This is a genomic window from Haemophilus paraphrohaemolyticus (genome assembly GCF_002015045.1).
GTDB classification, from domain to species: Bacteria; Pseudomonadota; Gammaproteobacteria; order Enterobacterales; family Pasteurellaceae; genus Haemophilus_A; species Haemophilus_A paraphrohaemolyticus.
Genome location: NZ_MUXX01000022.1, coordinates 11,828 through 35,169 on the forward strand (window position 1 = coordinate 11,828; position 23,342 = coordinate 35,169).

General features: G+C 41.6%; 37 protein-coding genes. 16 read left to right on the forward strand and 21 right to left on the reverse strand.

The annotated features are described in order from the left end of the window. The 9 genes from B0184_RS09850 to B0184_RS09890 all read right to left on the reverse strand — a co-directional run bounded on the left by B0184_RS09850 (position 1) and on the right by B0184_RS09890 (position 7,839). On the reverse strand, positions 1–2,043 hold the full coding sequence (locus tag B0184_RS09850; RefSeq protein ID WP_039850946.1) for a ClpP-like prohead protease/major capsid protein fusion protein: 2,043 nt from the start codon (positions 2,041–2,043) through the stop codon (positions 1–3). Next, entirely contained in the window at positions 1,979–3,502 is a 1,524-nt protein-coding gene (locus B0184_RS09855; RefSeq protein ID WP_005707776.1) for a phage portal protein, read from the reverse strand. Before B0184_RS09855 ends, B0184_RS09850 begins: the two co-directional genes overlap by 65 nt. A 3-nt stretch (positions 3,503–3,505) precedes the next feature. Then, positions 3,506–3,724: a hypothetical protein gene (locus B0184_RS09860; RefSeq protein WP_005707770.1), complete on the reverse strand. Its 219-nt coding sequence runs from the start codon at positions 3,722–3,724 to the stop codon at positions 3,506–3,508. Continuing rightward, complete coding sequence (locus B0184_RS09865) at positions 3,721–5,844, reverse strand: phage terminase large subunit family protein (protein WP_005707773.1); 2,124 nt, start codon at positions 5,842–5,844, stop codon at positions 3,721–3,723. Before B0184_RS09865 ends, B0184_RS09860 begins: the two co-directional genes overlap by 4 nt. Further along, complete coding sequence (locus B0184_RS09870; protein ID WP_005707768.1) at positions 5,844–6,305, reverse strand: DUF1441 family protein; 462 nt, start codon at positions 6,303–6,305, stop codon at positions 5,844–5,846. Before B0184_RS09870 ends, B0184_RS09865 begins: the two co-directional genes overlap by 1 nt. Before the next feature lie 261 nt (positions 6,306–6,566). Continuing rightward, positions 6,567–6,842 (reverse strand): Rz1-like lysis system protein LysC, encoded by a 276-nt coding sequence (gene lysC / locus B0184_RS10895; RefSeq protein ID WP_425268604.1) that lies wholly within the window; start codon positions 6,840–6,842, stop codon positions 6,567–6,569. Continuing rightward, entirely contained in the window at positions 6,748–7,080 is a 333-nt protein-coding gene (locus B0184_RS09880; protein WP_005708148.1) for a DUF2570 family protein, read from the reverse strand. Before B0184_RS09880 ends, lysC begins: the two co-directional genes overlap by 95 nt. Further along, positions 7,053–7,607: a lysozyme gene (locus tag B0184_RS09885; RefSeq protein ID WP_039851133.1), complete on the reverse strand. Its 555-nt coding sequence runs from the start codon at positions 7,605–7,607 to the stop codon at positions 7,053–7,055. Before B0184_RS09885 ends, B0184_RS09880 begins: the two co-directional genes overlap by 28 nt. After that, positions 7,594–7,839 carry a hypothetical protein gene (locus B0184_RS09890; protein WP_005708147.1) on the reverse strand — a complete coding sequence of 82 codons (246 nt, stop codon included), beginning with the start codon at positions 7,837–7,839 and terminating at the stop codon, positions 7,594–7,596. The genes B0184_RS09885 and B0184_RS09890 overlap by 14 nt, the downstream gene beginning before the upstream one ends. Positions 7,840–7,951: 112 nt before the next feature. Between B0184_RS09890 and B0184_RS09895 the strand changes: the two genes are divergently transcribed. Continuing rightward, on the forward strand, positions 7,952–8,431 hold the full coding sequence (locus B0184_RS09895; RefSeq protein WP_078177685.1) for a hypothetical protein: 480 nt from the start codon (positions 7,952–7,954) through the stop codon (positions 8,429–8,431). Here the strand turns inward: B0184_RS09895 and B0184_RS09900 are convergent. From B0184_RS09900 to B0184_RS09920, 5 genes are all read right to left on the reverse strand, one after another. Next, on the reverse strand, positions 8,409–8,615 hold the full coding sequence (locus B0184_RS09900; protein ID WP_078177669.1) for a hypothetical protein: 207 nt from the start codon (positions 8,613–8,615) through the stop codon (positions 8,409–8,411). The two genes, B0184_RS09895 and B0184_RS09900, sit on opposite strands and share 23 nt — an antisense overlap. 130 nt (positions 8,616–8,745) lie before the next feature. Beyond that, on the reverse strand, positions 8,746–9,111 hold the full coding sequence (locus B0184_RS09905) for an antiterminator Q family protein (RefSeq protein ID WP_039851124.1): 366 nt from the start codon (positions 9,109–9,111) through the stop codon (positions 8,746–8,748). Then, a complete protein-coding gene (locus B0184_RS09910; protein ID WP_039851123.1) occupies positions 9,111–9,473 on the reverse strand; it encodes a RusA family crossover junction endodeoxyribonuclease in 363 nt (120 codons plus the stop codon). Before B0184_RS09910 ends, B0184_RS09905 begins: the two co-directional genes overlap by 1 nt. Beyond that, positions 9,470–10,084 carry an HNH endonuclease gene (locus B0184_RS09915; RefSeq protein WP_005708139.1) on the reverse strand — a complete coding sequence of 205 codons (615 nt, stop codon included), beginning with the start codon at positions 10,082–10,084 and terminating at the stop codon, positions 9,470–9,472. The genes B0184_RS09910 and B0184_RS09915 overlap by 4 nt, the downstream gene beginning before the upstream one ends. Further along, complete coding sequence (locus B0184_RS09920) at positions 10,078–10,371, reverse strand: DUF1364 domain-containing protein (RefSeq protein ID WP_005708137.1); 294 nt, start codon at positions 10,369–10,371, stop codon at positions 10,078–10,080. Before B0184_RS09920 ends, B0184_RS09915 begins: the two co-directional genes overlap by 7 nt. A gap of 75 nt (positions 10,372–10,446) precedes the next feature. On the opposite strand from B0184_RS09920, the gene B0184_RS09925 reads away from it, so the two are divergent. The 3 genes from B0184_RS09925 to B0184_RS09935 all read left to right on the forward strand — a co-directional run bounded on the left by B0184_RS09925 (position 10,447) and on the right by B0184_RS09935 (position 12,033). Next, the gene (locus tag B0184_RS09925) at positions 10,447–10,752 is read left to right on the forward strand and encodes a type II toxin-antitoxin system RelE/ParE family toxin (RefSeq protein ID WP_005705597.1); all 306 of its coding nucleotides are present in this window, start codon (positions 10,447–10,449) and stop codon (positions 10,750–10,752) included. A gap of 15 nt (positions 10,753–10,767) precedes the next feature. Then, positions 10,768–11,091: a HigA family addiction module antitoxin gene (locus B0184_RS09930; protein ID WP_100208016.1), complete on the forward strand. Its 324-nt coding sequence runs from the start codon at positions 10,768–10,770 to the stop codon at positions 11,089–11,091. Between the two features lie 306 nt (positions 11,092–11,397). Then, positions 11,398–12,033, forward strand: a complete 636-nt coding sequence (locus tag B0184_RS09935; protein WP_005708134.1) for a BRO-N domain-containing protein — start codon at positions 11,398–11,400, stop codon at positions 12,031–12,033. A gap of 28 nt (positions 12,034–12,061) precedes the next feature. On the opposite strand, the gene B0184_RS09940 is transcribed toward B0184_RS09935, so the two are convergent. From B0184_RS09940 to B0184_RS09965, 6 genes are read right to left on the reverse strand one after another with little or no spacing between them, the layout of a single operon-like run. Beyond that, positions 12,062–12,532 carry a DUF1367 family protein gene (locus B0184_RS09940; RefSeq protein WP_005708140.1) on the reverse strand — a complete coding sequence of 157 codons (471 nt, stop codon included), beginning with the start codon at positions 12,530–12,532 and terminating at the stop codon, positions 12,062–12,064. Then, positions 12,532–13,374, reverse strand: coding sequence for an ATP-binding protein (locus tag B0184_RS09945; RefSeq protein WP_078177686.1), 843 nt, complete (start codon positions 13,372–13,374; stop codon positions 12,532–12,534). Before B0184_RS09945 ends, B0184_RS09940 begins: the two co-directional genes overlap by 1 nt. Then, positions 13,371–14,147, reverse strand: a complete 777-nt coding sequence (locus B0184_RS09950) for a replication protein (protein WP_078177687.1) — start codon at positions 14,145–14,147, stop codon at positions 13,371–13,373. The genes B0184_RS09945 and B0184_RS09950 overlap by 4 nt, the downstream gene beginning before the upstream one ends. Next, positions 14,144–14,836 carry a phage antirepressor KilAC domain-containing protein gene (locus B0184_RS09955; RefSeq protein WP_244165763.1) on the reverse strand — a complete coding sequence of 231 codons (693 nt, stop codon included), beginning with the start codon at positions 14,834–14,836 and terminating at the stop codon, positions 14,144–14,146. The genes B0184_RS09950 and B0184_RS09955 overlap by 4 nt, the downstream gene beginning before the upstream one ends. 46 nt (positions 14,837–14,882) lie before the next feature. Beyond that, on the reverse strand, positions 14,883–15,158 hold the full coding sequence (locus B0184_RS09960) for a hypothetical protein (RefSeq protein ID WP_005710122.1): 276 nt from the start codon (positions 15,156–15,158) through the stop codon (positions 14,883–14,885). A gap of 15 nt (positions 15,159–15,173) precedes the next feature. Then, positions 15,174–15,383: a helix-turn-helix transcriptional regulator gene (locus tag B0184_RS09965; protein WP_039851676.1), complete on the reverse strand. Its 210-nt coding sequence runs from the start codon at positions 15,381–15,383 to the stop codon at positions 15,174–15,176. A 131-nt stretch (positions 15,384–15,514) separates the two neighbouring features. Between B0184_RS09965 and B0184_RS09970 the strand changes: the two genes are divergently transcribed. From B0184_RS09970 to B0184_RS09980, 3 genes are read left to right on the forward strand one after another with little or no spacing between them, the layout of a single operon-like run. After that, positions 15,515–16,183: a LexA family transcriptional regulator gene (locus B0184_RS09970; RefSeq protein ID WP_005710110.1), complete on the forward strand. Its 669-nt coding sequence runs from the start codon at positions 15,515–15,517 to the stop codon at positions 16,181–16,183. A 30-nt stretch (positions 16,184–16,213) separates the two neighbouring features. After that, positions 16,214–16,954: a HipA family kinase gene (locus B0184_RS09975; protein ID WP_005710124.1), complete on the forward strand. Its 741-nt coding sequence runs from the start codon at positions 16,214–16,216 to the stop codon at positions 16,952–16,954. Beyond that, positions 16,951–17,766 (forward strand): DUF3037 domain-containing protein, encoded by an 816-nt coding sequence (locus B0184_RS09980; protein WP_005710108.1) that lies wholly within the window; start codon positions 16,951–16,953, stop codon positions 17,764–17,766. Before B0184_RS09975 ends, B0184_RS09980 begins: the two co-directional genes overlap by 4 nt. Before the next feature lie 285 nt (positions 17,767–18,051). On the opposite strand, the gene B0184_RS09985 is transcribed toward B0184_RS09980, so the two are convergent. After that, complete coding sequence (locus B0184_RS09985) at positions 18,052–18,588, reverse strand: hypothetical protein (protein ID WP_005710116.1); 537 nt, start codon at positions 18,586–18,588, stop codon at positions 18,052–18,054. 332 nt (positions 18,589–18,920) lie between these two features. Here B0184_RS09985 and B0184_RS10615 point away from each other — a divergent pair, with 332 nt between their 5' ends. The 9 genes from B0184_RS10615 (at position 18,921) to B0184_RS10020 (ending at position 22,789) form a co-directional block, all read left to right on the forward strand. Further along, the gene (locus tag B0184_RS10615; protein WP_005710102.1) at positions 18,921–19,085 is read left to right on the forward strand and encodes a hypothetical protein; all 165 of its coding nucleotides are present in this window, start codon (positions 18,921–18,923) and stop codon (positions 19,083–19,085) included. A 6-nt stretch (positions 19,086–19,091) separates the two neighbouring features. Continuing rightward, a complete protein-coding gene (locus B0184_RS09990; RefSeq protein WP_005710100.1) occupies positions 19,092–19,313 on the forward strand; it encodes a hypothetical protein in 222 nt (73 codons plus the stop codon). A gap of 2 nt (positions 19,314–19,315) precedes the next feature. Next, positions 19,316–19,489 carry a hypothetical protein gene (locus B0184_RS10620; protein WP_167366797.1) on the forward strand — a complete coding sequence of 58 codons (174 nt, stop codon included), beginning with the start codon at positions 19,316–19,318 and terminating at the stop codon, positions 19,487–19,489. 6 nt (positions 19,490–19,495) lie between these two features. Then, positions 19,496–20,101 carry an ERF family protein gene (locus tag B0184_RS09995; RefSeq protein WP_005710098.1) on the forward strand — a complete coding sequence of 202 codons (606 nt, stop codon included), beginning with the start codon at positions 19,496–19,498 and terminating at the stop codon, positions 20,099–20,101. Beyond that, a complete protein-coding gene (locus B0184_RS10000; protein WP_039851677.1) occupies positions 20,102–20,773 on the forward strand; it encodes a hypothetical protein in 672 nt (223 codons plus the stop codon). A gap of 3 nt (positions 20,774–20,776) precedes the next feature. Then, positions 20,777–21,250 carry a single-stranded DNA-binding protein gene (ssb, locus tag B0184_RS10005; protein WP_005710120.1) on the forward strand — a complete coding sequence of 158 codons (474 nt, stop codon included), beginning with the start codon at positions 20,777–20,779 and terminating at the stop codon, positions 21,248–21,250. Between the two features lie 68 nt (positions 21,251–21,318). Next, positions 21,319–21,699 (forward strand): hypothetical protein, encoded by a 381-nt coding sequence (locus tag B0184_RS10010; protein WP_039851678.1) that lies wholly within the window; start codon positions 21,319–21,321, stop codon positions 21,697–21,699. Positions 21,700–21,729: 30 nt separating this feature from the next. After that, the gene (locus B0184_RS10015; RefSeq protein WP_005710106.1) at positions 21,730–22,500 is read left to right on the forward strand and encodes a bactofilin family protein; all 771 of its coding nucleotides are present in this window, start codon (positions 21,730–21,732) and stop codon (positions 22,498–22,500) included. Further along, positions 22,484–22,789: a hypothetical protein gene (locus tag B0184_RS10020; protein WP_005710118.1), complete on the forward strand. Its 306-nt coding sequence runs from the start codon at positions 22,484–22,486 to the stop codon at positions 22,787–22,789. The genes B0184_RS10015 and B0184_RS10020 overlap by 17 nt, the downstream gene beginning before the upstream one ends. Positions 22,790–23,342 lie beyond the last annotated feature (553 nt).

Sequence of the window (23,342 nt, forward strand, 5' to 3'; positions counted from 1 at the left end):
TTACTTATTGGTAACTTTTACAATGCCACGGTAGTCAATTACATTAACACCTGCATCAATGCGCACCTTGGTAGATACACCATCAACAGTGAAGCCTTGTTGTTGCTCCATGTATGGCGTATCAATGCCGTCAAGGTAAGAAACTTCAATCGCTTCTTTGTTGATTAAGTACCAAGATTTTGGATCGGCAACTTGTAAACGTGCGGATTTAACTGTCGGCACAATGTCGCGGATTGGATTGATAATGCCAGAATTGATATCAGCCCCCTCCACACTTGCTGAACCTAGAACTTGTTTAGCACGGGTGTAAAGTGAGGTTGGTAACAACATAAAATCAGGCTCAATCGCTAATGGTTCACCACGAGTATTGACAAAGCCATTCATCATTTGAATCGCTTTATCAATATTGGCCACATCTAATGCGGCATTATCAAATGAGTTTTTGTGCGAGGCATCAAATAATTTTTTGCCATCTTGCGCAATCGCGTTACCAGTTAATAACGCAAACACTAATTTAGCGATGGTTGCACGTGCCGCTTGTCCCATTTTTTCAGGAATTTTTGTCAACAAGTGCATATCGTCATTGATGATTGCTTGACGAGTAATGCTAAATAATTGCCCATAAGTCGCTAATGCAACGCTAGCACCCTCATCACCGATTGTGCCGTAGGTGTACTCTTCACCCTCACCGACTTGCGGTAAGTAGCCAAAATCACCCAAGCCAACACGTTTCGCTGCACGGAAGTCGGTTAATGTGCCACGAGAGGTAAACTGATCAAAGTTTTCCGCTGCGGTTTCCCAACCTTTGAGCAAGGATTTGTGCGCTACATCAATTAAGATTTGACCAAAGTCAGAGCTTGAGTGGGTAAATGCTAAGCCAACCATGCCCATTGCATTTTGACCTGCAACGCTAATACCACGATCGACCAATGACGCACGAGCAAGCTCACGCAAGGTCATTGCGTTGTAGGCATTGTCTTCGGCATCTGCTTTGTCTTTGTCGATACCTGCACGAGCCAATAAGGATTGTTTCACGCTATCACCAACAATGTTACCGTTATCGGCATAAGGCATTACTGCGGCACTTGGCGTTGTACCTGCACCAAGTTTTGCTAATAATTTGTCTTTGGCTTGATCTGCGGTAATTGATAAATCACCTAAACACTCCACTAACAAATCATTGTGCGTAGTACCAAACGGTGCAAATACCGCTTTAATGTCAGCGTTGCGTTTATTTAATTCGGCTTGCACTTGTGCAGTGTTATCTACCGGAGCTGTTGGCGCTTGATTTACCGGTTCGGTTGGTGTTGGTTGTGCATGGGTTGATGTTGCTTGTGGTGCGGCTACGCCAGCGTTGCCTTGTGGCTTAAACAACATATTTTTAATTTCATTAGGCATTTTTTCAAAGTCCTCTAATTTTCTTGATTTAATAGATGCCATCGCCACAAGTGGTTCGGCTAGTTTGTTTGCAAATCCTTGTTCAACGCATTCTTTTCCGTTGAGCCAAGTTTCTGCTGATAGCATTTCTGCTAATTCTTCAGGTGTTTTTCCTGTTTTGTTTGCATAGGCTGGGATTAGCGTATTTTCGACCTTGTCTAATAGGTCAGCATACTTGCGCATATCTTCTGCATCACCACCTTGGATACCCCAAGGCTTATGGATCATCATCATTGCATTTTCCGGCATGATTACCTCATTGCCCGCCATTGCAATAACGCTCGCCATACTTGCCGCCAAGCCGTCAATGTAAACCGTCACATTTGCCGGGTGATTTTTTAGCAAGTTGTAGATAGCGATCCCATCAAATACATTGCCACCGGGCGAGTGGATGTGTAGGTTAATCTGCTTGAGGTTGTTTCCGCAGGATTTTAAGTCCTGCGCAAAGCTCGCAGCAGATACACCCAAAAATCCGATCTCATCGTAAATTGAGATTTCTGCCGTGTCGTTGGCTTTGGCTTTGATTGAGTACCAAGACTGGTTATTCGTCTTTGTCGCGCTTGCTGTCATCGCTACCGGTGCTAAAATTATTTTCTGTTTTCGCATTTGTTGTACCTGTATTAGTTAAATCCGTGTCAAACTTGAGACCAAATTTGCGGTTTTCCTCGACCTCAACTTTACGTCTGCGTTTAACTTCTGCCGGGTTGCTACCGCTTGCGCGTACTGCTTGGCTTTCCGTTGCCAATCCACCTTTGATGCGCTCTTTCCACGCTTGCGCCTCTTTTGTCGGGTCGATCCACGGCATCACAGGGCCGCTATAAACGGCGTTATAAAGTGATGCAGAATCAATATCGACTGGCACCTCAATTTCGCCGCTGACAATCGCCATTTTTAGCCATTCTCTGTATATCGGGCGTGAGATGTGCGCGACAAAGGTATCTTGTAAAACGGAGTAACCCTCAAAGCTCTCCACCAACTCTTGGCGCTGGCTTGAGTAAGTGCCGTTATAGTCACGGGCAATGCTAGAGTAACTGGAGCGAGTACCAGCCGCCGTTGCTCTTAATTGTCCGTTTCTAAATGTTTCAAGGTTAACGTTAGGGCGGTTTGAGTTGATTAACCCGATGTCCTCGCCGGGTTTTAAATCATCAATGATTGCACCGGGAGCAATCTCAAAATCTCGCTCCGGACTGTCTGCGCTGTAATCCTCATTATCCCCGTAGAGTGCGGCATCACCTTTTTTGATGTACATCGTAAAGGCAGCGGCAATTCGTGCAGCCACACGCTCGCTCTCTTCGTAGTCTTTGAGGTCGGCAAGTCGGACGATTACGCCATGCAACATCGATACGCCGCGCAACTGGTGCAAGCGTTTTTTAAACGCAAGGTGCAACATATTTTCCGCCGGCACTGTTTTAACTCGTCCAAAAGTGCGGTTGTTTTCTTGGGGGTTATCCATGTAAACGCGGTACGACTTAGGACGGCGCCATGCATCAAGCTCTACCCCTTGAATTAAATTTGCCGTATCAAGGGTATTCATCGGCACAAAATCAGGCTCTAGTGCCTCAAGGCTAAATGCAATGTCGGTGCTATGATTTAGTCCTGCCACCGTGCCGCGTACAAGCTGGATAAATACTTCACCATCGCGCAACCAAGTGCGCAAAAGCATTCGCTCAAGTTCCGGGCGGGTAAATTGTCCGGTGACTTCCGGGCGCACAGACCATTCCGCCCATTTTTTGCGGATTTGCTCTGCTAACTCCTCATCAACATCACCGCTTAAATTTAGCGGCTGTGGCTCAATGTGGATGCCTCGGGAGCCAATGACGCGCTCTTCCATTTTGTCCAAAATGCCGATCACAATGTCGTGATTTTGGTCTAATGCCCGAGCTTGCTCCCGCAAACTAACCGCACTTTGTTTGGTCGATACGTTCGCACCTTGGCTTTCGCGTTTTGCTTTATGTGTACGATTTGGCATTGCTGCCTCGTATGCATTCATCACATATCGGCTTTTTGCTCGCTGTGCACCCCATTTAGGCGAGATTGCGGCAATTGTTTTATCTAATATTCCCATCGTTTAAAATCTCGCATATTTGATTCTGTGGCGTTTAACGTGCTGTCTTGTTTCCGCTAATAACTCATTAAGCATTTGTTGATAGCGGTCACGTTGTTTTGTCCATTCGGACACTTGGTAAGATACCGATCGCCCATTAAAGCTAACTTGGCTTTGGGCGTTTTCAATCTTCTCGTCAAGGGCTCGGATTTTTTCTTCGAGTTCGTCTCTTTCGTAAATCACAACCACCCACCTTTTTTCTTATTTCCGCCACCGTTTAGCCAATTACTTTTTGTTTTGGGTTTCGGTTGCGGTTTTACTTGTTCAATTTCTACCGCACTTTCAGTTTCTTCTTCTGGTGCGGATGATTCTCTACGGATCACGTTAGGGTTTACGCTTGGCAATTTCGCCCAGTATGGGACATTGTCTTCATCACCCCACTTAATACGCTCATAACCACGCAAAATAGCGATTGCATGGGTATAGCAAAATAAGTCAAACGCCTCATTGTTGCCTTTCCCTGGTTTACGCCATTTACCGTCTTGTCCGCGCTCCTCATAGGTCAGCTCATCAAAAAACCATTCGCCTAACCATGATGGGAAATGAATGTAATTGGCACCAACAGTCTCTCGACTCAGTGCATTACTAATGCGATCTTTGAGTTGGTCTGTTTGAAGTAGGTATAGCGGCACATCACCGCGAGCTTTAGCATGACGATCTGACCTTGAGGTGTTATCAGGATAAGTGCGAGAAATCAGTTTTTGGCGCTTGGTGCTATCGCCTTTGACGAGATACACTCGTTTTGATATGCCATCACGCTTACATCTGCGCCAAAACTTATAGGCGTTATCTGTTACACCGTCCTCACCGCCACTATCCACCGCCATTGCAAGGATTGGCATGAATCCGCCGTCTAATCCCTCAATACGATATTGCTTATTGAGTACATCACTAATGAGTAAATCCCAGTCCTCAGGGTAGGCGGACGGATCAATGGGGAGGCTTTCCCCCTCTGAATTGCTCCGCATTGATGATTTAATGTTGTATCTATCAATGAGCCACCGTTCGCTGTTTTCGCCATATCCCACAATTTGGACGACAAAACGGCGATTCCGCCCACCCTGTACATCAACTGCAGCCAATAAAAAACGGCACCCATAAGGTACCGTTCTTTTTTCGGTTTCTTCGCGCCGTTCCATTAACTCATCACTTCTGCGTTGCTCAAGTGCGGAGCGTGGTAAATAAGGCAATCCCCAGTCTGTATTTGTTACTGCCTTTAGCGTTTCTTCACTGCCTGTCATTTCAAATTCATGTTCAGCAGTGAGTAATTTATAAGTTAATTGCGCCCATGTTTGATAAGCGGCTGCAGGGCCTTCCAGCCAAAATGATGCAATACGTGAGTTTCTTCCTTCGCCATGGATTACACCGTCTTTATCTATCGTTTGCCCCTCTTTTAACCACTTGCCACCGATGTTTAATGCTCGTTTCTTGTCAGGATCTACGAGAGATTGGCAATGAGGGCATTGCAATCGAGCTTTTTCGCTCGCCTTAACATAATCAGTATCATCTCGATAGCCGACCATATTTGCCATTGATGGCTCAAACCATTCTTTGCAATGTGGACATTGCCAATAGAATCTGCGTCTATCGCCACGGTTATATAGTGACAAAATACCTGTTGTTGGCGGCGCCTCGTGAGTCGTTTTGGGATGATGTTTTATATCAACAATATCCTTACCTGGCGAACTCTCTACAAGTGTCATACCAGCACTCATAAATGTAGTCGTTCGCTTGGACGCTAAACTAAATCCGTCGCCCTCACCGTCCACATCATCAGGCCAGCGGTCATAGTCTGTTAATGCAACATATTTGTAATCGGATGATGACAATACGTTAATTGACGGCCAACCAATCTTTAATAGATTACCTGCCCTAAAATATTTATCGTGGACATTGTTATCGTTTTTACGCGGGCTTAATCTTTTTGCAATCTCAGGCGAGCATCTAAAAGTGCGATCTAAACGTTTACGACTATGTTCGCTGGCTTTTTCTTGGGTGAGTTGCACCAGTAAGAAGTCGGACGGATCGCAAATAATGGAATAAATAATCCAGCCGTCAATTAAGCCGATTGTTTTGCCTGTTCGTGCAGGGCCAACAAAAATCACAGCATCATATTCACGAGAATTGAGGCAATCCATCGGTTCGAGCATATAAGCAGCGGTGTGTTTGTCCCATTTGACGGAATTGCCACCACCAACGGGAACACGCATATATTCTGCAACCGCTTCCGATACTTTCATTCGGCGTGGGGCTTTGATGAGATTTGCCACATCACGGCGAATGTCTTTAGCAGATGCGAACATTATTCCTCCGTTTTTTGAATATGCTGTGCCATTTGATCGCGGATGTCGTCGATTACTTGCTGCACGCGAATAAGGGCATTAGGTTGTAAGCCACAATCACGTTCGAGAATGTCGGGTAACGTTTCCAGCGATTGAACAATGGCTTTAGCAAGAAAGCTCATCTCTTGTGCCACTTCAAACGCAGGGATTAGCTCTCCCGTCTCTCGCTCATACTTAAGCCTTTCGTTTTCCGCTTGCCAAAATGCTCGTCTTTCAACAGGGGATAAGCTATCAACATCTGCCGTCATTTTTTCTGCAAGCCCAATTTTAATTAAATCAGATATTGCATACAGCTTTAATTTTGAGTTGCTACCTATAGCTGGCGTAAGCCCCGCAAGCCGTTGTGACACGGTTTGTCGATGCATTCCGACTAGTTCGGATATCTGATTTATATTGAGTTTTAAATCGTATAAATTATCCATAACTAACGCCGTTAAAATACCAAAAAACCAAAAAGATGATGATGCCTAGAATCTCAAAAAACTGTCGAAAACCGCGCGCCCGAAACCCCGTGGATGAGGGTATCCCGTCGGGAGTACCTTTTTGTTACATATACATCACATAACTTGCGTATTTTCTCGGGGGTTTTATCTAACCAACCACGAAACCATACGCAAATTATGTAGCATTTAATTTGCATAAAAATAAAAGCGAGAGCTATAACACTCTCGCTTTATCTTGAATTACTGAGCCTTACTTCGAATATCTACCCAGTTACGCACACTATCCACTTGCTTAGCACACAAATCCCGCTCGCTCATTACTACAACTAGGTAATCTATTGCATCTCCGTAAGTCTCGCCTGTAAACATTGTTTGCGGGCAAGGCGTGAGATAAGCTTGCGGTGGTGTAAGGTAAACGGTCTTAATGCGTGGACTGCTGCAGCTGCTCAATAACAGCACGAGGCATAGGCACACGAGCGCAAGGCTCTTTAACCAAAATTGTTTTAATGCTTTCACGTTTTACCTCTGCTTGTTTGCGTAACTCATCAGCAAGCGATTGCTGATGTCTGACCGCTTCAATCTCTTGCTCGAGCTGAATGGTCAGATTGGCGTTCGCTTGTTCTTGCTCAACAATCGTTTGGGCTTGTGTGAGGTTTTCGGCTCTTAAGTGTAATACCGTCTGATGCTGACCCCATAACCAAACACACAAGCCCAAAATCACCGCCACTAATGCGACGTTAAATCGGCTAAACATAATGCTTTCTCTTTTTCTCTACGGGAGACTAAGCCAGGTAATTTCTTACCGCCTGCATATACCCATTTAGGATACTCGTGGCAGGCTTGGTAATAGTTGCCTGAACGTAACTGCTTGAATAAGGTTGAGTTGCGAACAGCACCACACCCCACATTGAAAGTAATCGACACTGCAGCATCAAAAACCGATTGTGGTAGCTGTTTACCATTGCCATATTTATTCACACATTGCTCGGCAATCACAATATCGTTCTTCCAACGCTCGGCAATTTCCAAATCAGAATATCTGTGTTTCGGATCGATTTTTTTACCGCTTGCTGCTGTTGAACCAATCCCCACCGTAAGTACATCAGCTGGGCATTGATACGGGTCTCGTCTACACCCTTCCGCATCGCCAATAATCTCCAAACCTTGCTTGGAGGTGCGAATTTCACCGCCAAAATTGGCAAACAATAACGGAATAATCGCCGCCACAGAACAGACACCCGTGCCGAATCCTAAAGCGGTTCTTGTTTTAGATAACTTCATCATCTAATCCCTTCTTCAATCTAGCCATTCTAACTTGATGCAATTCTTCTTTTCGCTCATCTTCGCGTTTTAACATTCTGCCTTCAGCACATTTTGAATACGCATTAACTAATGCAGTGAAAATACCAACCGCAATACTGAGCAACATTAAATTATTTTGTTCTCCCAGCCACGCCATCACACTTGAAAGTATTGACCAAAGATAACTTTGATTTCCTGGGTCTTTAAACATTGATTTCATACTCCACCCCATTTACAGGGCAATAAAAAAGCCCACCTGTTACAGTGGGCGTTAAGTTCTGTTAAGATCTAGGTTACCACACCAAACTTAACAGAGGTTTAAAATGAATAAAACAAGAATATCTCGTCAGCAAATTCTAAATAACATTCCTGAACAATATCGACATTATTTCAACATCGTTATTTTAGACATCACCCAAGACATATATCCTCTTTTCAAAAACTTTACTGATGCCGTTAATATCTTATGCAAGCACGCACAAATTAACAAAAAGGTTGATATATTCTTCACACCATCAAAGAGTAACGGTATCGTTTCCTCAGATTACTTAACTCTCCAATATCAAATCCACCCAGAAGCAGTCCACGTTTACTATAACGGCTGCATATTTTACGATCTCGCCAAAGCCAATTTATACCCTCGTGAAATACAAATTGCGACTTTCCTAGAAGAATTGGTACATACTTATATGAATATCAGCGATGAGACCTTAGTTAAAAAGGTGGTGGCGTGGATGTATGAGGGCATTCATTACAATGAAAATACTGAACAGTATGAACCTATTTATTCCAAGGATAAGTAATCGCGTCTAATGGGATTTTCAAACCATTTACTGACAGTCTCTCAGCTTGAATAACACCAGAGCAAATAGAATTGTTAGCTAAAAATGCATATTTGTTTTTCAAACATTCATAAAGTGCCTTGAGCAAATACTCTGGCACTTCCTCACCATCAATCTTAATTGTATCGCCTAATGTAATGTTCATATTCCACCAATAAAAAAGCCCCGACTGGAAAACCAATCAGGGCTGTAAAATTCTTCTGCGGAATTAGCTATGCTTGTAACCGCAACTTACCATAAATGATATAGTTTTACCGTGCGGTAATCAAGACTTTTTACACAAAAATTTTGATTTCTGCACCAATCAACGCACCTTCAACAAAATATTCAGCCAAAGCTAATTGCCCATCATAAGTACGACTAGATATTCCAGCTCGTTTCACTGCCTGCCGATAGTCCAACCCACAAACATAACGACTGAAAAGAATGTCAAAATGCTGTTCATTTTTCTCTTTCAGTTTCCGCACCTGCTTATCCACCTTCTCCAATGTCTCATCATCTAACCGCATCAAATATCTACGCTGAGTTCGTATCTCAGGACTCTCACGCATAAACGACTGCATTGTCGGACACCCCCTGCAATCCGTAAATCGAACATAGCCCCCCCACAACATCAACACACGCTTTACATCAATTTGCATCACACTTCCTCAATCGTTACCACAACACCCGCATTTTCCTTACTCACGCCCACCGCTTTCATCGCAATGCTTGGCACTTTCTGCCAGCAGTCATCTTCAATAATCTTCGCCTTCGACAAACTGTCTAACAGCACCTTCCACAAATTATCGAGGTCTCTTGCCCGATTATCAGGCATTGTAACTTCTACAGAAATTCCAACCGCTTGCGTAAAGGGTAATTCCGCCATACACCGCATAAACACCTGCGACTGAAACCGCTTACCCTCGTCCGAAATGTAATGCTTACCTGCTCGTGTATGCCGCCAATAATGGTTTACACTTGGCGGGAACGGTAAAGCGAGTTCTAATTTGCGTTTGCTCATAATAAACCAACCTCTCTCAATTCGATGAGATAGCTGGATTTTCTTTTAATATTACAAACAGTTTGAGCACACACCCCAAACTTATCCCCAATTTTTTTATAACTTTCATTAGATTCGAAAATCAATTTGACATCACTAGAAGTTAATTTCTTTGAGCGACTAGGCTTGTTTAGTACTTTAATTCTATGTTTTGTGTTCTGCTTGGCTGTTACCCATTCCAAGTTATCCACTTTATTGTTTTCTACATTCCCATCTTTATGATTTATTTCTAATCCAAATTTAGGACATTTACACTTTAAAAATGCCTTACCTACAAGGCGATGAATCATTTCATATTTACGATTCCCAAATTTGTCAGTTAACCCAACAAATCTATAACCATTTGCTTTTTTCCCAGGTTTTAGTTTTGTCAATTTAGTGCTTAGCATAGAATACACTTCACCATCAGGCATAATGATGTAATTAGGGTAATCTGAAATGGTTACCCCTCCGTTAGAATAAAGCTCATCCGATAAATGCTTTAACTCAGCCTCTCGTAATGCCCTAATGTGTTTATACTGTTGTTTCTTTCCTATGCCTAATATGTAATTATTTTTCCAGGAGACTACCATTTTATTTTTCCTTCATTAACAAGTTGTTGCTGCGTTCTAATCATTCCCTCACAATGAGCTAACCTAAGTTCATCTCTTGTATACTCAGTTTTTAGCCTTCCATCTACAGCCGAATGACACCGCTCACACGCCCACGCCCCGAAAATATCATCAGGCTTCATACCCATACCGTTTAATCCGCCTATACGATAATGAGCCAGTACTACCGTTTCGGGATTGCCATTACAAACACCAACCACACGTACCATACAATCACGCCCTTTAGCTTCTTTTCTTAAATTTGTCACTTTCACCTCCTGCATAGTTGCATTGTGCAATCGTTTAATATAAAATATTGTTATCCACAACCACAATGAAAAACTATGATTAACCTAACCGCCTCGCACTTTCGTGATGATTATCTCTACCGCTTTTACCAATTTGGCGAAAGCCACAGTAAAATTCCTGCGAACCTAACCAATGTGCTTGCTCGCAAATTGGATATGATCAACGCAGCCGAAAACATCAACGATTTACGAGTGCCACCAGCTAACCACCTTGAACTACTCGAACCGAAAGAGAATAAAATCTATTCCATTCGAGTGAATAAACAGTACCGTCTGATTTTCAAATTTGAAAACGGCACACTGTCCGATTTATTTTTAGATCCACATACATACGCACTATAAGGACGAACAATGAACATTACAGAACGCAAACCAACCAGTGTAGGCGAAATCCTACTAGAAGAATTTTTAGAACCACTTAACTTAAAAGTAGGCGATTTAGCTCAAATTTTGGACGTACACCGTAACACCGCCAGCAGCCTAATCAATAACAACACTCGCATTAGCTTAGAAATGGCGGTTAAACTCTCGAAAGCGTTCAGTACCAGCCCTGAATTTTGGCTGAACCTACAAACTGCCGTGGATTTATGGGAACTCAACCACAACAAACGCTTTCAGCAAACATTAGCGAACGTGCGAGTAGCGAATCAATGGCAAGCAATGCCAGCTTTTGCAATGTAAATCCCCCTACGCTTGACAACCTCCTCTGTTGGGCGTAGGATATTTATCAAGTTCTTAGAGGGTCATAGCTCTAATTACTGGAAATTTACAAGAGCGGTATTCACATTCACCACCGTAAGCGTGATTTTTTATACCTGCAATATAGCTTATATAGTGTTTTGCTATATCAGCTCTAACAATTTATTCAATGCCGAGTGGGCGACTAATACAACACCTTCAGGGAATACGTCCATCCGTTCTCTTGTACGGACTATGAACCACTTGGCAACCCTTTCAAATTTCATAGAACAAAACAGGAGTAGGCTTATGTCTAATCAAATCTCAACTTTCAACTTCGAAAATCAATCAATCCGCACAATCGCAATCAATAATGAACCTTGGTTTATTGCTAAAGATCTTTGCGATGCTATCAACATCTCCAACTATCGCGATGCAATCGAAAGATTAGATGAAGATGAAAAGGGTGTCGCTTTAACCGACACCCTTGGCGGAAAGCAAGAGATGGCGGTAGTCTCTGAAAGCGGAATGTACACCTTAATCCTTCGCTGTCGTGATGCCGTTAAAAAAGGCTCAGTTCCTCATCGCTTTAGAAAATGGGTAACAGCGGAAGTCCTCCCCCAAATTCGCAAAACAGGCAGTTATTCGCAAAACGTGGAAGAAATCAGACCGCTTGAAATCACGCTCAAAGTACAAATGCTTGATAACCTCTACTATATGGCAAAAAACGCAAGCGAACTTTGCCACCAATACCGCAAGATGATGAACGACATCATCAACACATTAAACATCGAATACTTCCGACCATCGAAACCTGATTACAAATATCAGTTGGTTTCAGAGATGCAATTCGCCCTTGATGATGTAGAAGTTATCCTAAAAACGCATACACGAGAGCAAACCGCAAAAAACATTGAGCTCGCCAGACTACGCCGCTCATTCTAACCACACCGCCCTACGGGGCGGTTTTTGTTTAATAAAAAAACGCATACAAGCGGTCTAAAATCCGCTCATCATTGCAACCTTTAAAAATATTTTGCATTGCCGCATTGATTAACGCGGAATAACACCGCTCAAATTCGTCTTGCTCCATATTGCCGTAAGAGAGTGATTTCGCCACAAATCTGGCTTCTACGGGCTTACCTTCTTTGGCGTTAATGCTCCAGCAAACGTCCTTAAACCCTGCCAAAATGGTTAAATCTTTGCGAAACGCCTCAAACTGCGTACGTTCATCAAAATATCGCCATTCGGTTTTATCCGCTGCCCAATGGTCAAAACAGAACTTGAAGAAAGCGAATACCTTGCGATGAAAGGCAGGATTGCGAACCTGTTTAATCTCCACTTGGTACTGCTCCCCCGTCTTGAACTTCATCAAGGCTTCGGCTTGCATATCATCCAGCGGAACAAGCATTCCCCCTGCCATTTTGAGCATTTCAAGTTGCATTATTTCCGATAACTCTCCCAATCAAACGCAATCATCGCACCGCCACCTTCTCGCATACGGTCAACAATTCGCTCGCCCACATACGCTCCTAGTTCTTGTTGTGATAGGTTGCTGATTAAAATCGTCGGTTTCATCGCTTCGTAACGCTCATTGATGATTTCAAACAAAATGATTTTTTCCGCTTCGCTCCCAAACTGCACCCCAATTTCATCAATTACCAGCAAATTAGGAGCAATGTAGGCTCGCATCACTTGCTCTTCGCTCTCTTCCGCATTTTTGCTCCATGAGGATTTCACTTTACGGGCAATGCGTAACGCCGTGGTAAGCAAGGCTTCGTCTTGGTATTGCTCGATTACGTGATTGATAATCGCACAAGCTAAATGGTTCTTACCCGTACCAGGTTTACCACATAAAATCAGCCCACCACCTTTCGCCTTACGCTCTTGCCACTTGTTCGCATAGGCTTGGCAGAATCGTTTTGCTTTAGCGTTCGCCTCCGTCTGCTCGTAGTTCTCAAAGCTCGCTTGCTCAAAACGTTTTGGCACGCCAGAGTGATATTTCAAATCAGCAATCAAGCCCATTTGCATCCGTGCTTTCCGCTCCGCTTCACGCTGTTTTAACCGAGCAATCTCGCCTTGCAGACATTGCGGGCAGTCGGTTCTGGTCGTCCGTTCAATCGCATCAAAACGGCGTACCCATTGGCGATAATTACCGTGATGTTCACAGCTTGCCACCGATTCCGATGTCACACAGCCATCTAACGGTTTGAAACCTTGCAATGCTGCCTGCAAACGGCTTTCAAGGTTTTTGAGTTCCTCTTGGAATTTTTCTTCAGGGTTCATACTAAGTCCTTAGCCCAATCAGGCGTGTCTGTCGTGCCATAATCTCGCTCTGCAAAGCCAACGTGGGCGTTTGGCTTGGTAGAAGCGGTCGAATGTTGCGGATTTTTTGCAACAATGCCCGAGCTAGGCTGCTCGTCACGCCATTGCCAATCTGCCTTGAAGCCTTTCCAACCACGCTCAATCGCAATCGTGATCGCCTCACACAGAGAAATCCCTGCCTTGCCAGCCTCACGCTCAAAGCCTTTTATCGCCGTGTCTGTAATCGGGCATTTCAACGCCTTGCGATGTTTTACAAAATCCGTTGCTAGTTCGCCATCAATGCCGAATTTTTCCAAAATCTCAAAATCATCAGATTTTTTCGCCTTCGTGCGTGCGTGTGCGTTACTACCCGTTAGGGTAGTATTTTTGGTATTGGTATTTTGTTTAGTGGTATTTTGTGTGTGAGCTGAGTTCACAGGTACTTGTGAGGTAAGTTCACAGGTCGCAACTTTGTCAAAATTAACCGAGAAAACATTCATTCCTCTGAAGCCTTTCGATTTAGTTAAAAGTCCAAGCTCAACAAGTTTTTCACAGGCGTCTATAACGCCTCTATTGCTTAAACTGCACTTTTCCATCATTTGCGAAATTGAGACCGCATCTTTTTGTTTATTCCAGCCAGTAGTTTGACGGACAACTAGCATATAGCACTTAAATTCTGCACCACTTAAAACGCTCATCAACTCATCAATTACCGCATTTGGAACTTGAAAACTGTTTGGGATAAATTTGCTCATTGCATCAACTCCGAAGCGTAACGATTTGCGATAAATGCCATTCCCTTACTGGTTACACGGGTTTGGGTAAAATTGTGACCGTGTTCTGCTGTGCCAGTCTTAACGGCAAACAGCTCACGCTCGTGATATTTTTGATAAGGCAGCAAGTTATTTGATTGACGATACAAAATACGGTCTTCTACCAAGCGCTGAATCATTGCCTTTTCAGGCATTTTCAAAATCTTGGCGGTTTCTCGTAGTGATTTGGTTGTACCAACTTCAACATAGTGTTCAACAAATGCCGCTTTCGGTTTCATCCGCTGATTTTCCAACAACAACGCTTGTTTTTGCTCTTCCAAATCTGCTGCCAAACGCAAGGCTTCCGCAAAAGTCTGCGGTAATTGCACCGCTTGTTTTGCTTCTAACTCTTGCCAGCGGTCGATAATGCGTTTACGCAGTTTCACGTTGTAGCCAGCAATCAAAGTGAGTGTTAGGTCTTTTGGTAGGTAAAAGCACGGATAAGTGCGTCCCTTGCTGTCGGTGTAATCTCCCCAAAAATGGGGAGATTGAATTTCAAGCTCTTCTAACATTAAACGCACATCACGCATAACGTGGTCGTGACGTTTTTCGCATAACTGAGCAATCTCAACGCTACTCATCGTTAAGCTTGCATTTTTTTCGGTAATCGGTAATAATTCTGTCGCTTTCATTAAAGATTTATTCCTGTATAGAACCCGTGTTACTGCACGGGGTTTTTTATTTGCCTACATTCTCAATGCCTTTACTCGCTAGGAGTTTTAGTGCATCAAGTTCTCTATCGCTTAAATTAGTTAATCCCTTCTCAACAACCGTTAAGCCGAGATAATCCAAATAAGCACAAAACTTATCTAAATGTTCTGCTTTAAATCGGCAAATTGTGGCGGCATCTACGCCAATCGCTTCTGCCACGTGGCAATCTTTAACCCTTACAGATTGATTCCGAATTGAGTCTGCAATTTTCATTGCATCTAACGTTAATTCCTTGCGTGCCATTGCGTTATACCTCCGCTATGCTTCGGGTGATGGGAAAATATCATCGAGGGAGCAAGACACTCCGTGTTGATTTAATGCTTTTACTAATTTTCTAGAATCCAACAGAGAAGGAATGCGTTTACCTGTTTCATAATTTGCGATCCTAGATTGCCTCCACCCTAAGCTTTGAGCGAGCTCTAGCTGTGTAATACCGATGTTTTTCCTTGCTTCAGCAAGATTATTCATAGAAACATCCTCATTTGTGATTATTTAGTATTTGATTAAATCACATTTAGTGTTTTATATCAACACATTTAGTGTTTTGTTTATGTATTGCGAGCCGTGATATATTTATATCGTCAACTAGGAGAACCAAAATGAGTAGTGTCGGAGAAAGACTAAAAGCCTTTAGAGAAAAGCTAGGCGTAAAACAGAAAGAATTTGCTGAACTCTGTGCGAAAGCAGATAAACGCGAAGATGTGAAGTGGGGACAATCTCGCATTGCGAACTATGAAACCAATAGTAGAACGCCAAGCCTCGAAGATATTGCGATTATTTCGCAAGTGTTAGGAATAGAGCCTGCTGTATTAGCTTTTAGTACAGACGAAATCGAAGTGGTAGGTAGACCAAAAGAGGGCGTTGTTGCAGTAGTAGGACAGGCTACAATGGGGAGGGAAGACCGTATCTATCTAGAAGAAATGCATACTGGCTATGTGCGTATTTTCAGCCAAGACCCACAAGCCTATTGCCTAAGCGTGCGAGGTTCGAGTATGGAACCTCGTATCCACAGTGGCGAATATGTGCTTATTGAGCCCTCGGTGCGCGTGTGTAATGGCGATGATGTCCTTGTTCGTACGGTAGACGGGCAATATATGATAAAAATTCTCGAATATAAGCGAGATGGCGAATACCGTTTCTCTAGTATCAATCACGATCATAAGCCCTTCAACCTGCAAGAAAATGAAGTAGAATGTGTTCACGCGGTTTCTGCTATTTTGAAACAATCACGCTTTATTTCGTTCGAAGAAATTAACGATGAAGACTAAAATAGCAGTTGAATTTATTAGGTAGATATGATGAATAAAGTTACCTTGATTAGAGAAAGAACGGAGATGGGGGTTACGCAGCCCTTTATTTGCCAAACAGAAAATGAACAGTGGTTTGTGGTAAAAACCACGGCAATGATGCCAATCGCACAATTATTGGCAGAAGTCATTGGTTCTATGTTGGCTCACGAAATAGGCTTGCCTAGCCCTCAATTTTGCTTTGTGGATATTACAGAAAAATCAACACAATATGTCTCAGCACAATGGCGTTCAGCCTTACCACCTGGCTCTGCATTTGGCTCTGCGTTTATCAGAAATGCGAAAGTTGCCAAAACAGCTCAAGCAAAGAATGTGAATTACCTCTCTGAACCAGAACAAAAGCTACTTTATATGTTCGATCTCTGGATATTAAATTCTGACAGAACCGCCTCACAAATTGGCACAGGTAATATCAATCTTCTATTTGATGAAACGCAACAAAAAATTCTTGTTATCGATCACAACCTTGCTTTTGACGAAACCGCAATATTTAACGAACATATTTTTTCACCACAAAATCGCGATTGGGAATTAGACTGGGTAGATAAAGAGACCTTTACACAAAAAGCCATTGACACCTTAACTAAATTTGATCATATTTACCAAAGCATTCCTGACGATTGGTTTCCGCTTGATGATGAGGCGTTTCAACAAATGGAAACAAAAATCAGAAAAATTCAGTCAATTTTGAATCGCATTAAAGAAGAACACTACTGGGACAACATCAAATGAAACAACCTATTTTATACAGTTTTGTACGGTATCGACCATACTTTGAAACAGGTGAGTTTGTCAATGTTGGCTTGCTAATATGCGAACCTGAAAAAAGAAAACTGACCTACCGTCTTGTCAATAAAAACAACAAAAGAGTGAATGATTTCTTTTATCGCAGTAAATTATTTGAAAACATACACGACACGATTAGCGATGAACTTAATTATATTGTTAATCAGCAATTTAATTTTACTGCACAAGAAATGGCAACATTTTTCCACCACTACGTTGATGTAAAAGAAGGTATAGTACAATACAGCAATGCGATTGTGGGAATGGTTGATGATCCGAAGGTTTATATCAATAACTTATACACAAAGTTTATCCAAAATGCCGGTGTAAAATCAGAAAGCCAAGAACAAACTATACTAAAGCATTACAAAGCTTTATTTAAAGCAGATAACGACCAAATATTACTCAACTATAAGCAACATAGCGTGAAAGGTGAAATGGCAAAATTCACTTTGCCTCTTGCCCTAAAAAATCAAAATGACAAGCAAATACTCAAAGCCGTTAAACCACTTGCCTTTGATCAGCTTGAAAGTCCAAGTATGATAGAACATTGCGATAGTTGGGTAGCCAAAATCAATCGAGCAAATGAAGAAGAACTATTGAAAAAAGAGAATATCCTTTTTGCACTTGATACGCCAGACACAGCAAGTAAAACCAATATTCTGAATACCATTAAACGCACATTTGATAAGTTTAAAATTCAGCATATTGACTGGCAAGAAGATAAACAGCTGCTTAAATTTGCTAAAAACCTTTAATACTAAACCGCCCACCGAGGCGGTTTTCTTTTACCTAAAATCCCCAAATTTACAAATTTCCTTTCAAATCTCACCGCTTATAGTTCAAAAAACAAGCAATCAAACATTTTCCTAAATTTAAAAATCCTTGTAAAAACAAGCGTTTAATCACGAAATGAAATTTCTCTACAAAATAAATCACAATCTGTTATTGAATTATAAATCACAATTGGTGATAATAACCTCATCAAACGAACTGAAAGACAGACAACAATCAGTTCATGCTCTTTAAAAATTTGAAACAGGTTAGGGAAGATTGCGCTCGGTTCGTTCTAAAACAGCAGCGCGAATTGCGGGATTAAGTTCATAAACCCCACTTACCCAACTGAGAGAAATAAGCTTTTTATCAAGTAATTTCTCAACGGCAAGGACAACCCGTGGATCGTTATTAGGAACCTCACGATTTAACGCAACTGTCATCAGCACAGACCATTCCAAAGATGAAAGTGCTGAAAGCTGCTTGTGTGCTTTAGATTTAGATGCCCACTCATTGTTTAATTTACTCTTCAGAAAAGCGACTAGGCTACGCCAAACCAATAAGCTGAGCAGTGAAAAAAGTAAGATGGCTATGTCATTTAAGCTAAGCCAAGTGGGGAAATTAGCAGGTGTTCTTGCAATAAAAAACTGTGAAAGAGCCTCTGGCATAAACAGGTAGAAAAGAAGCAGGAAGAATAACCACATTGTAAAGTCCTTGAGCAAAATTTTAGTTACCAATGTATTCAGTAGTTTTACAAAAACTTCCATGGTGTTTTCCTCATAAATTTTAAGTTGTGGCGAAAACATTATATTCCTCGAAGTTGTGGCAAACAAGAGGCGAGCTTACCCCTCGTTAAAAGGGTAATTTTCCCTAACCTGTTTTGAGTTTTAGACAATTTGGACGAACACTCGCAGAAAGCTACCGTGCAAGCAGTTACCCGATGGTGAGGGTTAGTAATAGCGTGGACAATTAGACCCACCGCCCAACAAGATGGATTAAAAGCCCCGAATTAACCGCCCAAACGATAGCCGAAAGCCTGTGTTTAGCCTGTATAGCGAGAAAGCAGTCGCACACCACGACGAAGCCCCTAGAACAGGCATTTAAAAAACTCTGATGAATCAGAGCGGGAGGTAAGACTATGAAACGAATGAAATCAATCTTGTCAATCGTCTTTATTGCCGCATTATTGGGCATTGTTGGTACGATGGACTACAACGATTATGTACAAATGGAACGATACAAATGTGAACGTGGCGGTAATGTTTGGACAGTAGAAACCAATGGCGACCAATACTGCAAGTGAGGATATATGCCAAATAAAATTTATGACGATGGCCCACGTTACGCCAAAGTAACGATAAACCAAACTGATAAGGGATATGTTGCATCGCTGTTTTTGGATAAAAAGCTGTATCACTCGACCGCGCCAATGCTTGCGAAAAACAACGCCATTATGCTGGTTAACCGCAAAATTGAGCGGTTGAACATCGGAAAGCGAAAGATTGACCGTATACCGTTTTACAAGGAATAACAGTGCAAAAAAGAAGAATACGATCTCCTTGTGAGTGTGAAAGTGACGTGGATTATTACGAGCAATTTGAAGAGCAAGAGAGCAATAAAGATGATTTCATCGAACCTGATGATGACTTTGAACCTTACGATGATGATTGCGAATACTGGAAATCAAATTGCTACGGCAGAGGATAACAAAAAATGAGCATTTATAGCAAATTAGCAGAAGCCCGAGTTGAATTACAACAAAGAGGTGTAAAACAATCAGGGGCAAATACATTTAGTAAATACACCTATTTTGAATTAGGCGATTTCTTACCAGCGATCAATGAAATCTTTGCTGAAAAGAAATTGTGTGGCGTGGTGTCTTTTACAGAGCAAATCGCAACGCTAACCATTCACGATAGTGAAAGCGATGAAAAAATTACATTTACTAGCCCAATGGCAACCGCCCAGTTAAAAGGCTGTCACGAAATTCAAAATCTTGGTGCTGTTCAAACTTATCAACGTCGTTACTTGTATATGGCTGCACTTGAAATTTCCGAAAATGATGTTCTTGATGAAAACAAAGGAAATGAATCAATAAAAGAAGACAGCAAACAGAAAATGAAAACAAAACAATCAAATGGTATAGATCCGCAAGTAGTTTTGAACGGCTATAAAGTTGCAATAACTACCGCCAAAACATTAGAACTAGTTGAAAAATATAAAAGTTCTATTGTTGAAAAACTAAAAGATTTCCCTGCAGAATTGAAAGAAGCTATTTCAATTTATGACGATAAAAAGAAAACTATCCAAGGTGCGTAAATGAATCATAAATTAAAAATTCGATGTTCTTCATTAAGTAAAATAATGTCAGAACCACGAGGAAAGTCTAAAAAGGAAAAGAAAGAATTATCCGAAACAGCTAAAACAGCCATACGTGAAATGTTTCGATACGATATGTTTGGTTTCCAAAAATTTGAAGGCAGTAAAGAAACTGAAAAAGGTCATATTTGCGAACAAGCAGGAATAGAACTTGCTGGTGCTGTTCGTTTCCTTGATTTAGAAAAAAATACAGAACGCCGAGAAAATGAATTTATCAGCGGTGAATGTGATATTTATGTCCCAGAGTCGAATTTAATTATTGATATAAAAAACTCTTGGGATATTGGTACTCATCCTTTCTTTTATGAAGAAGCAAAAGATAAGGCTAAAAATGCTGGTTATGACTGGCAAATGCAAGGCTATATGTGGCTTTGGGAATGTGAAGAAGCTCATATAGATTTCTGTTTATTCCCTACGCCAGTTGAATTACTTAGTTCTTGGGAAAATCCTTTCAAATATGTGGATTTAGTTAATGATATTCCTCAACAAAAACGTATCACAACTGTTGTTATTGAACGTAATGAAGAACTAATTGAGAAAATTAGAGAACGAGTAACATTAGCTCAATCATACTATGAACAGCTATTTGAAGAATTATTACATAAGGGGTAAACAATGGCAGGCGTAAACAAAGTAATTATCGTCGGACGTTTAGGTAACGATCCTGAAATGCGAACAATGCCAAACGGCGATCCAGTCGCTAAGATTAGCGTTGCAACATCGGAGGAGTGGACGGATAAACAGACTGGCGAAAAAAAACAGAATACCGAATGGCATAACATTATCGCTTTTCGCAAATTAGCCGACATCATTGGGCAATATCTGAAAAAAGGCTCGCAAGTGTACGTTGAAGGTAAAATCCGTACTCGCAAATGGCAAGACCAAAACGGACAAGACCGCTACACCACCGAAATTATTGCCGACCAGCTACAAATGCTAGGCAGTTCACAAGGTGGCAACAGTAACAACTGGGCACAAGAGCCACAGGGTAAGCCAAAACCACAACAATCTCAACAAAAAGAATGGGACGGCTACACCGATCACGAACGCCAACAAGGCAATAATTTTGATGATGATATTCCGTTTTAATGGTTAAACATTCAGTAACTGCTAATTAGGGCGTTTTTATTACTCTATAATCTAACAAGGGAAAAAATATGCAAATTTCTTCCAAAAGAAGATGTGCTCTTAAAATAGGTGAAGAGCAATTTAAAAAGATGTCTGAAGAATCACAAAGAGCAATGCTAACGCTAGTATCTGGTTTAAACGCTTGCAAAACCAAATCAGGAATGCTTAGTGTTTATCACTTAAAACATAAATTTGAAAAGGTGAAACTAGCAGAGTTACAAGGTTGCTACACAACAGAAGCGTGCTTTTCTTATATATTAGCCCGAGTTGGAATTTTAGTATATCCCAAAGGCGATAGAGAAAATTACGATGGGCACCTGCCTATGTATGCTCGTTTATCTGTTAGTAAGGTAAATCACTATTGTGAGATTTTAAAAGAATTGGGAATTAACCCACGCCCTCAGTTTTGAGGGCTTTTTTGTACCTAAAGGAAACTAAAAATGACACAGAAAAAATACGAATTACTTAAAGACGATACTATTACTGCACCAAACGGAAAGACACTCTACCGCATTAAAGCCCTTATTGATTTTGGTGTAGTTGTAGCAGGCTCTCTCGGTGGCTATATCGAAAAAGAAGATAACCTAGCTCATACTGGCAATGCTTGGGTGTATGGCAATGCTCGGGTGTCTGGCAATGCTGAGGTGTATGGTGATGCTCGGGTGTCTGGTAATGCTCGGGTGTATGGTGATGCTCGGGTGTATGGTAATGCTCGGGTGTATGGTAATGCTCGGGTGTATGGTGATGCTCGGGTGTCTGGCAATGCTCGGGTGTCTGGCAATGCTGAGGTGTCTGGTGATGCTGAGGTGTATGGTGATGCTGAGGTGTATGGTGATGCTCGGGTGTCTGGTGATGTTCGGGTGTCTGGTGATGTTCGGGTGTATGGTAATGCTCGGGTGTATGGTAATGCTTGGGTGTATGGCAATGCTCGGGTGTCTGGCAATGCTGAGGTGTCTGGTGATGCTGAGGTGTATGGCAATTCCGATCTCGTTTGGTTTTCAAAAGTGGGAACAGAGCAAGGCACACTTACCGTTTATAAATCCAAAAATGGCTCATTACTTGCCACTCGTGGTTGTTTTAGTGGAACGGTCGATGAGTTTTTAGCGAAATCAGCAAAAGTTCACAATGAACGAATCAAACGAGAATACCAGTTACTCATTGAAGTCGCAAAATCTTGCCTTCTTGGAGAAAGCTATGTACCTACTTTTTAACCCCTTCACCCTCCGCAAATGCCTACGGGACTACATCAACAAATACGCCAAACAGGCACGTGTGATCGTGCATCTTAAAGGCAACCTTGCCAAATTACATCACGAAAACGACCGCTTGTTACGAGAAAATCATCGGCTTAAGCAGATGGTAAAAGACAAAGATGAGCGGATTACCCAAATGCACACTACACTCAAAAACAACATCGATCTTGCCCGCACGATTGAATTTAATAGTCTACCGCGGAAGATGAAAAGAGAGGTAGAAAGACAAATCAAAAGAGGGAAATAAAAAAGGGCTTACGCCCCTTTTATTTGACAACTGCACTTCATAATATAACTTTCAAAGAGAACCAAAATGCAAACAATATTTATCTCATTTATCACTTCGTTAATTGTTTCCTGTATCGTTCATTATTTTTTTATGACCCAAATAGAAAAATGGTTCGACGCTTTCTTTAATGAAGAATCAAAAGTTTTTGAAAAATACGCAAAAGAGATTACAGAAATTGTGAAGAAAAACTTATAAACAGACCTTGCAAAAATTCTTACCAATAAAGCTGCTGCATAATCATTTCCTCAAGCCACGTTAATGCGTGGCTTTATTTTTACTCAAGCAAAAGGAACTGAAAGCTTGTAAGTTAGCTTATAAGTTTACTTGTAAGTTTTTGATGAAAATTGACCGCTTGTTGAATATAAGCGGTTAGATGTAATAGGAAATAACTTACTGTATTCATTGAAATAATAGATTATGATTTTATATTGATTATTTCGTAAACCTTTATAACTCCCACTAAGGAAATAAAATGAAATCAGTAAAAACAGCATTGAAAAATCTAAAAAAG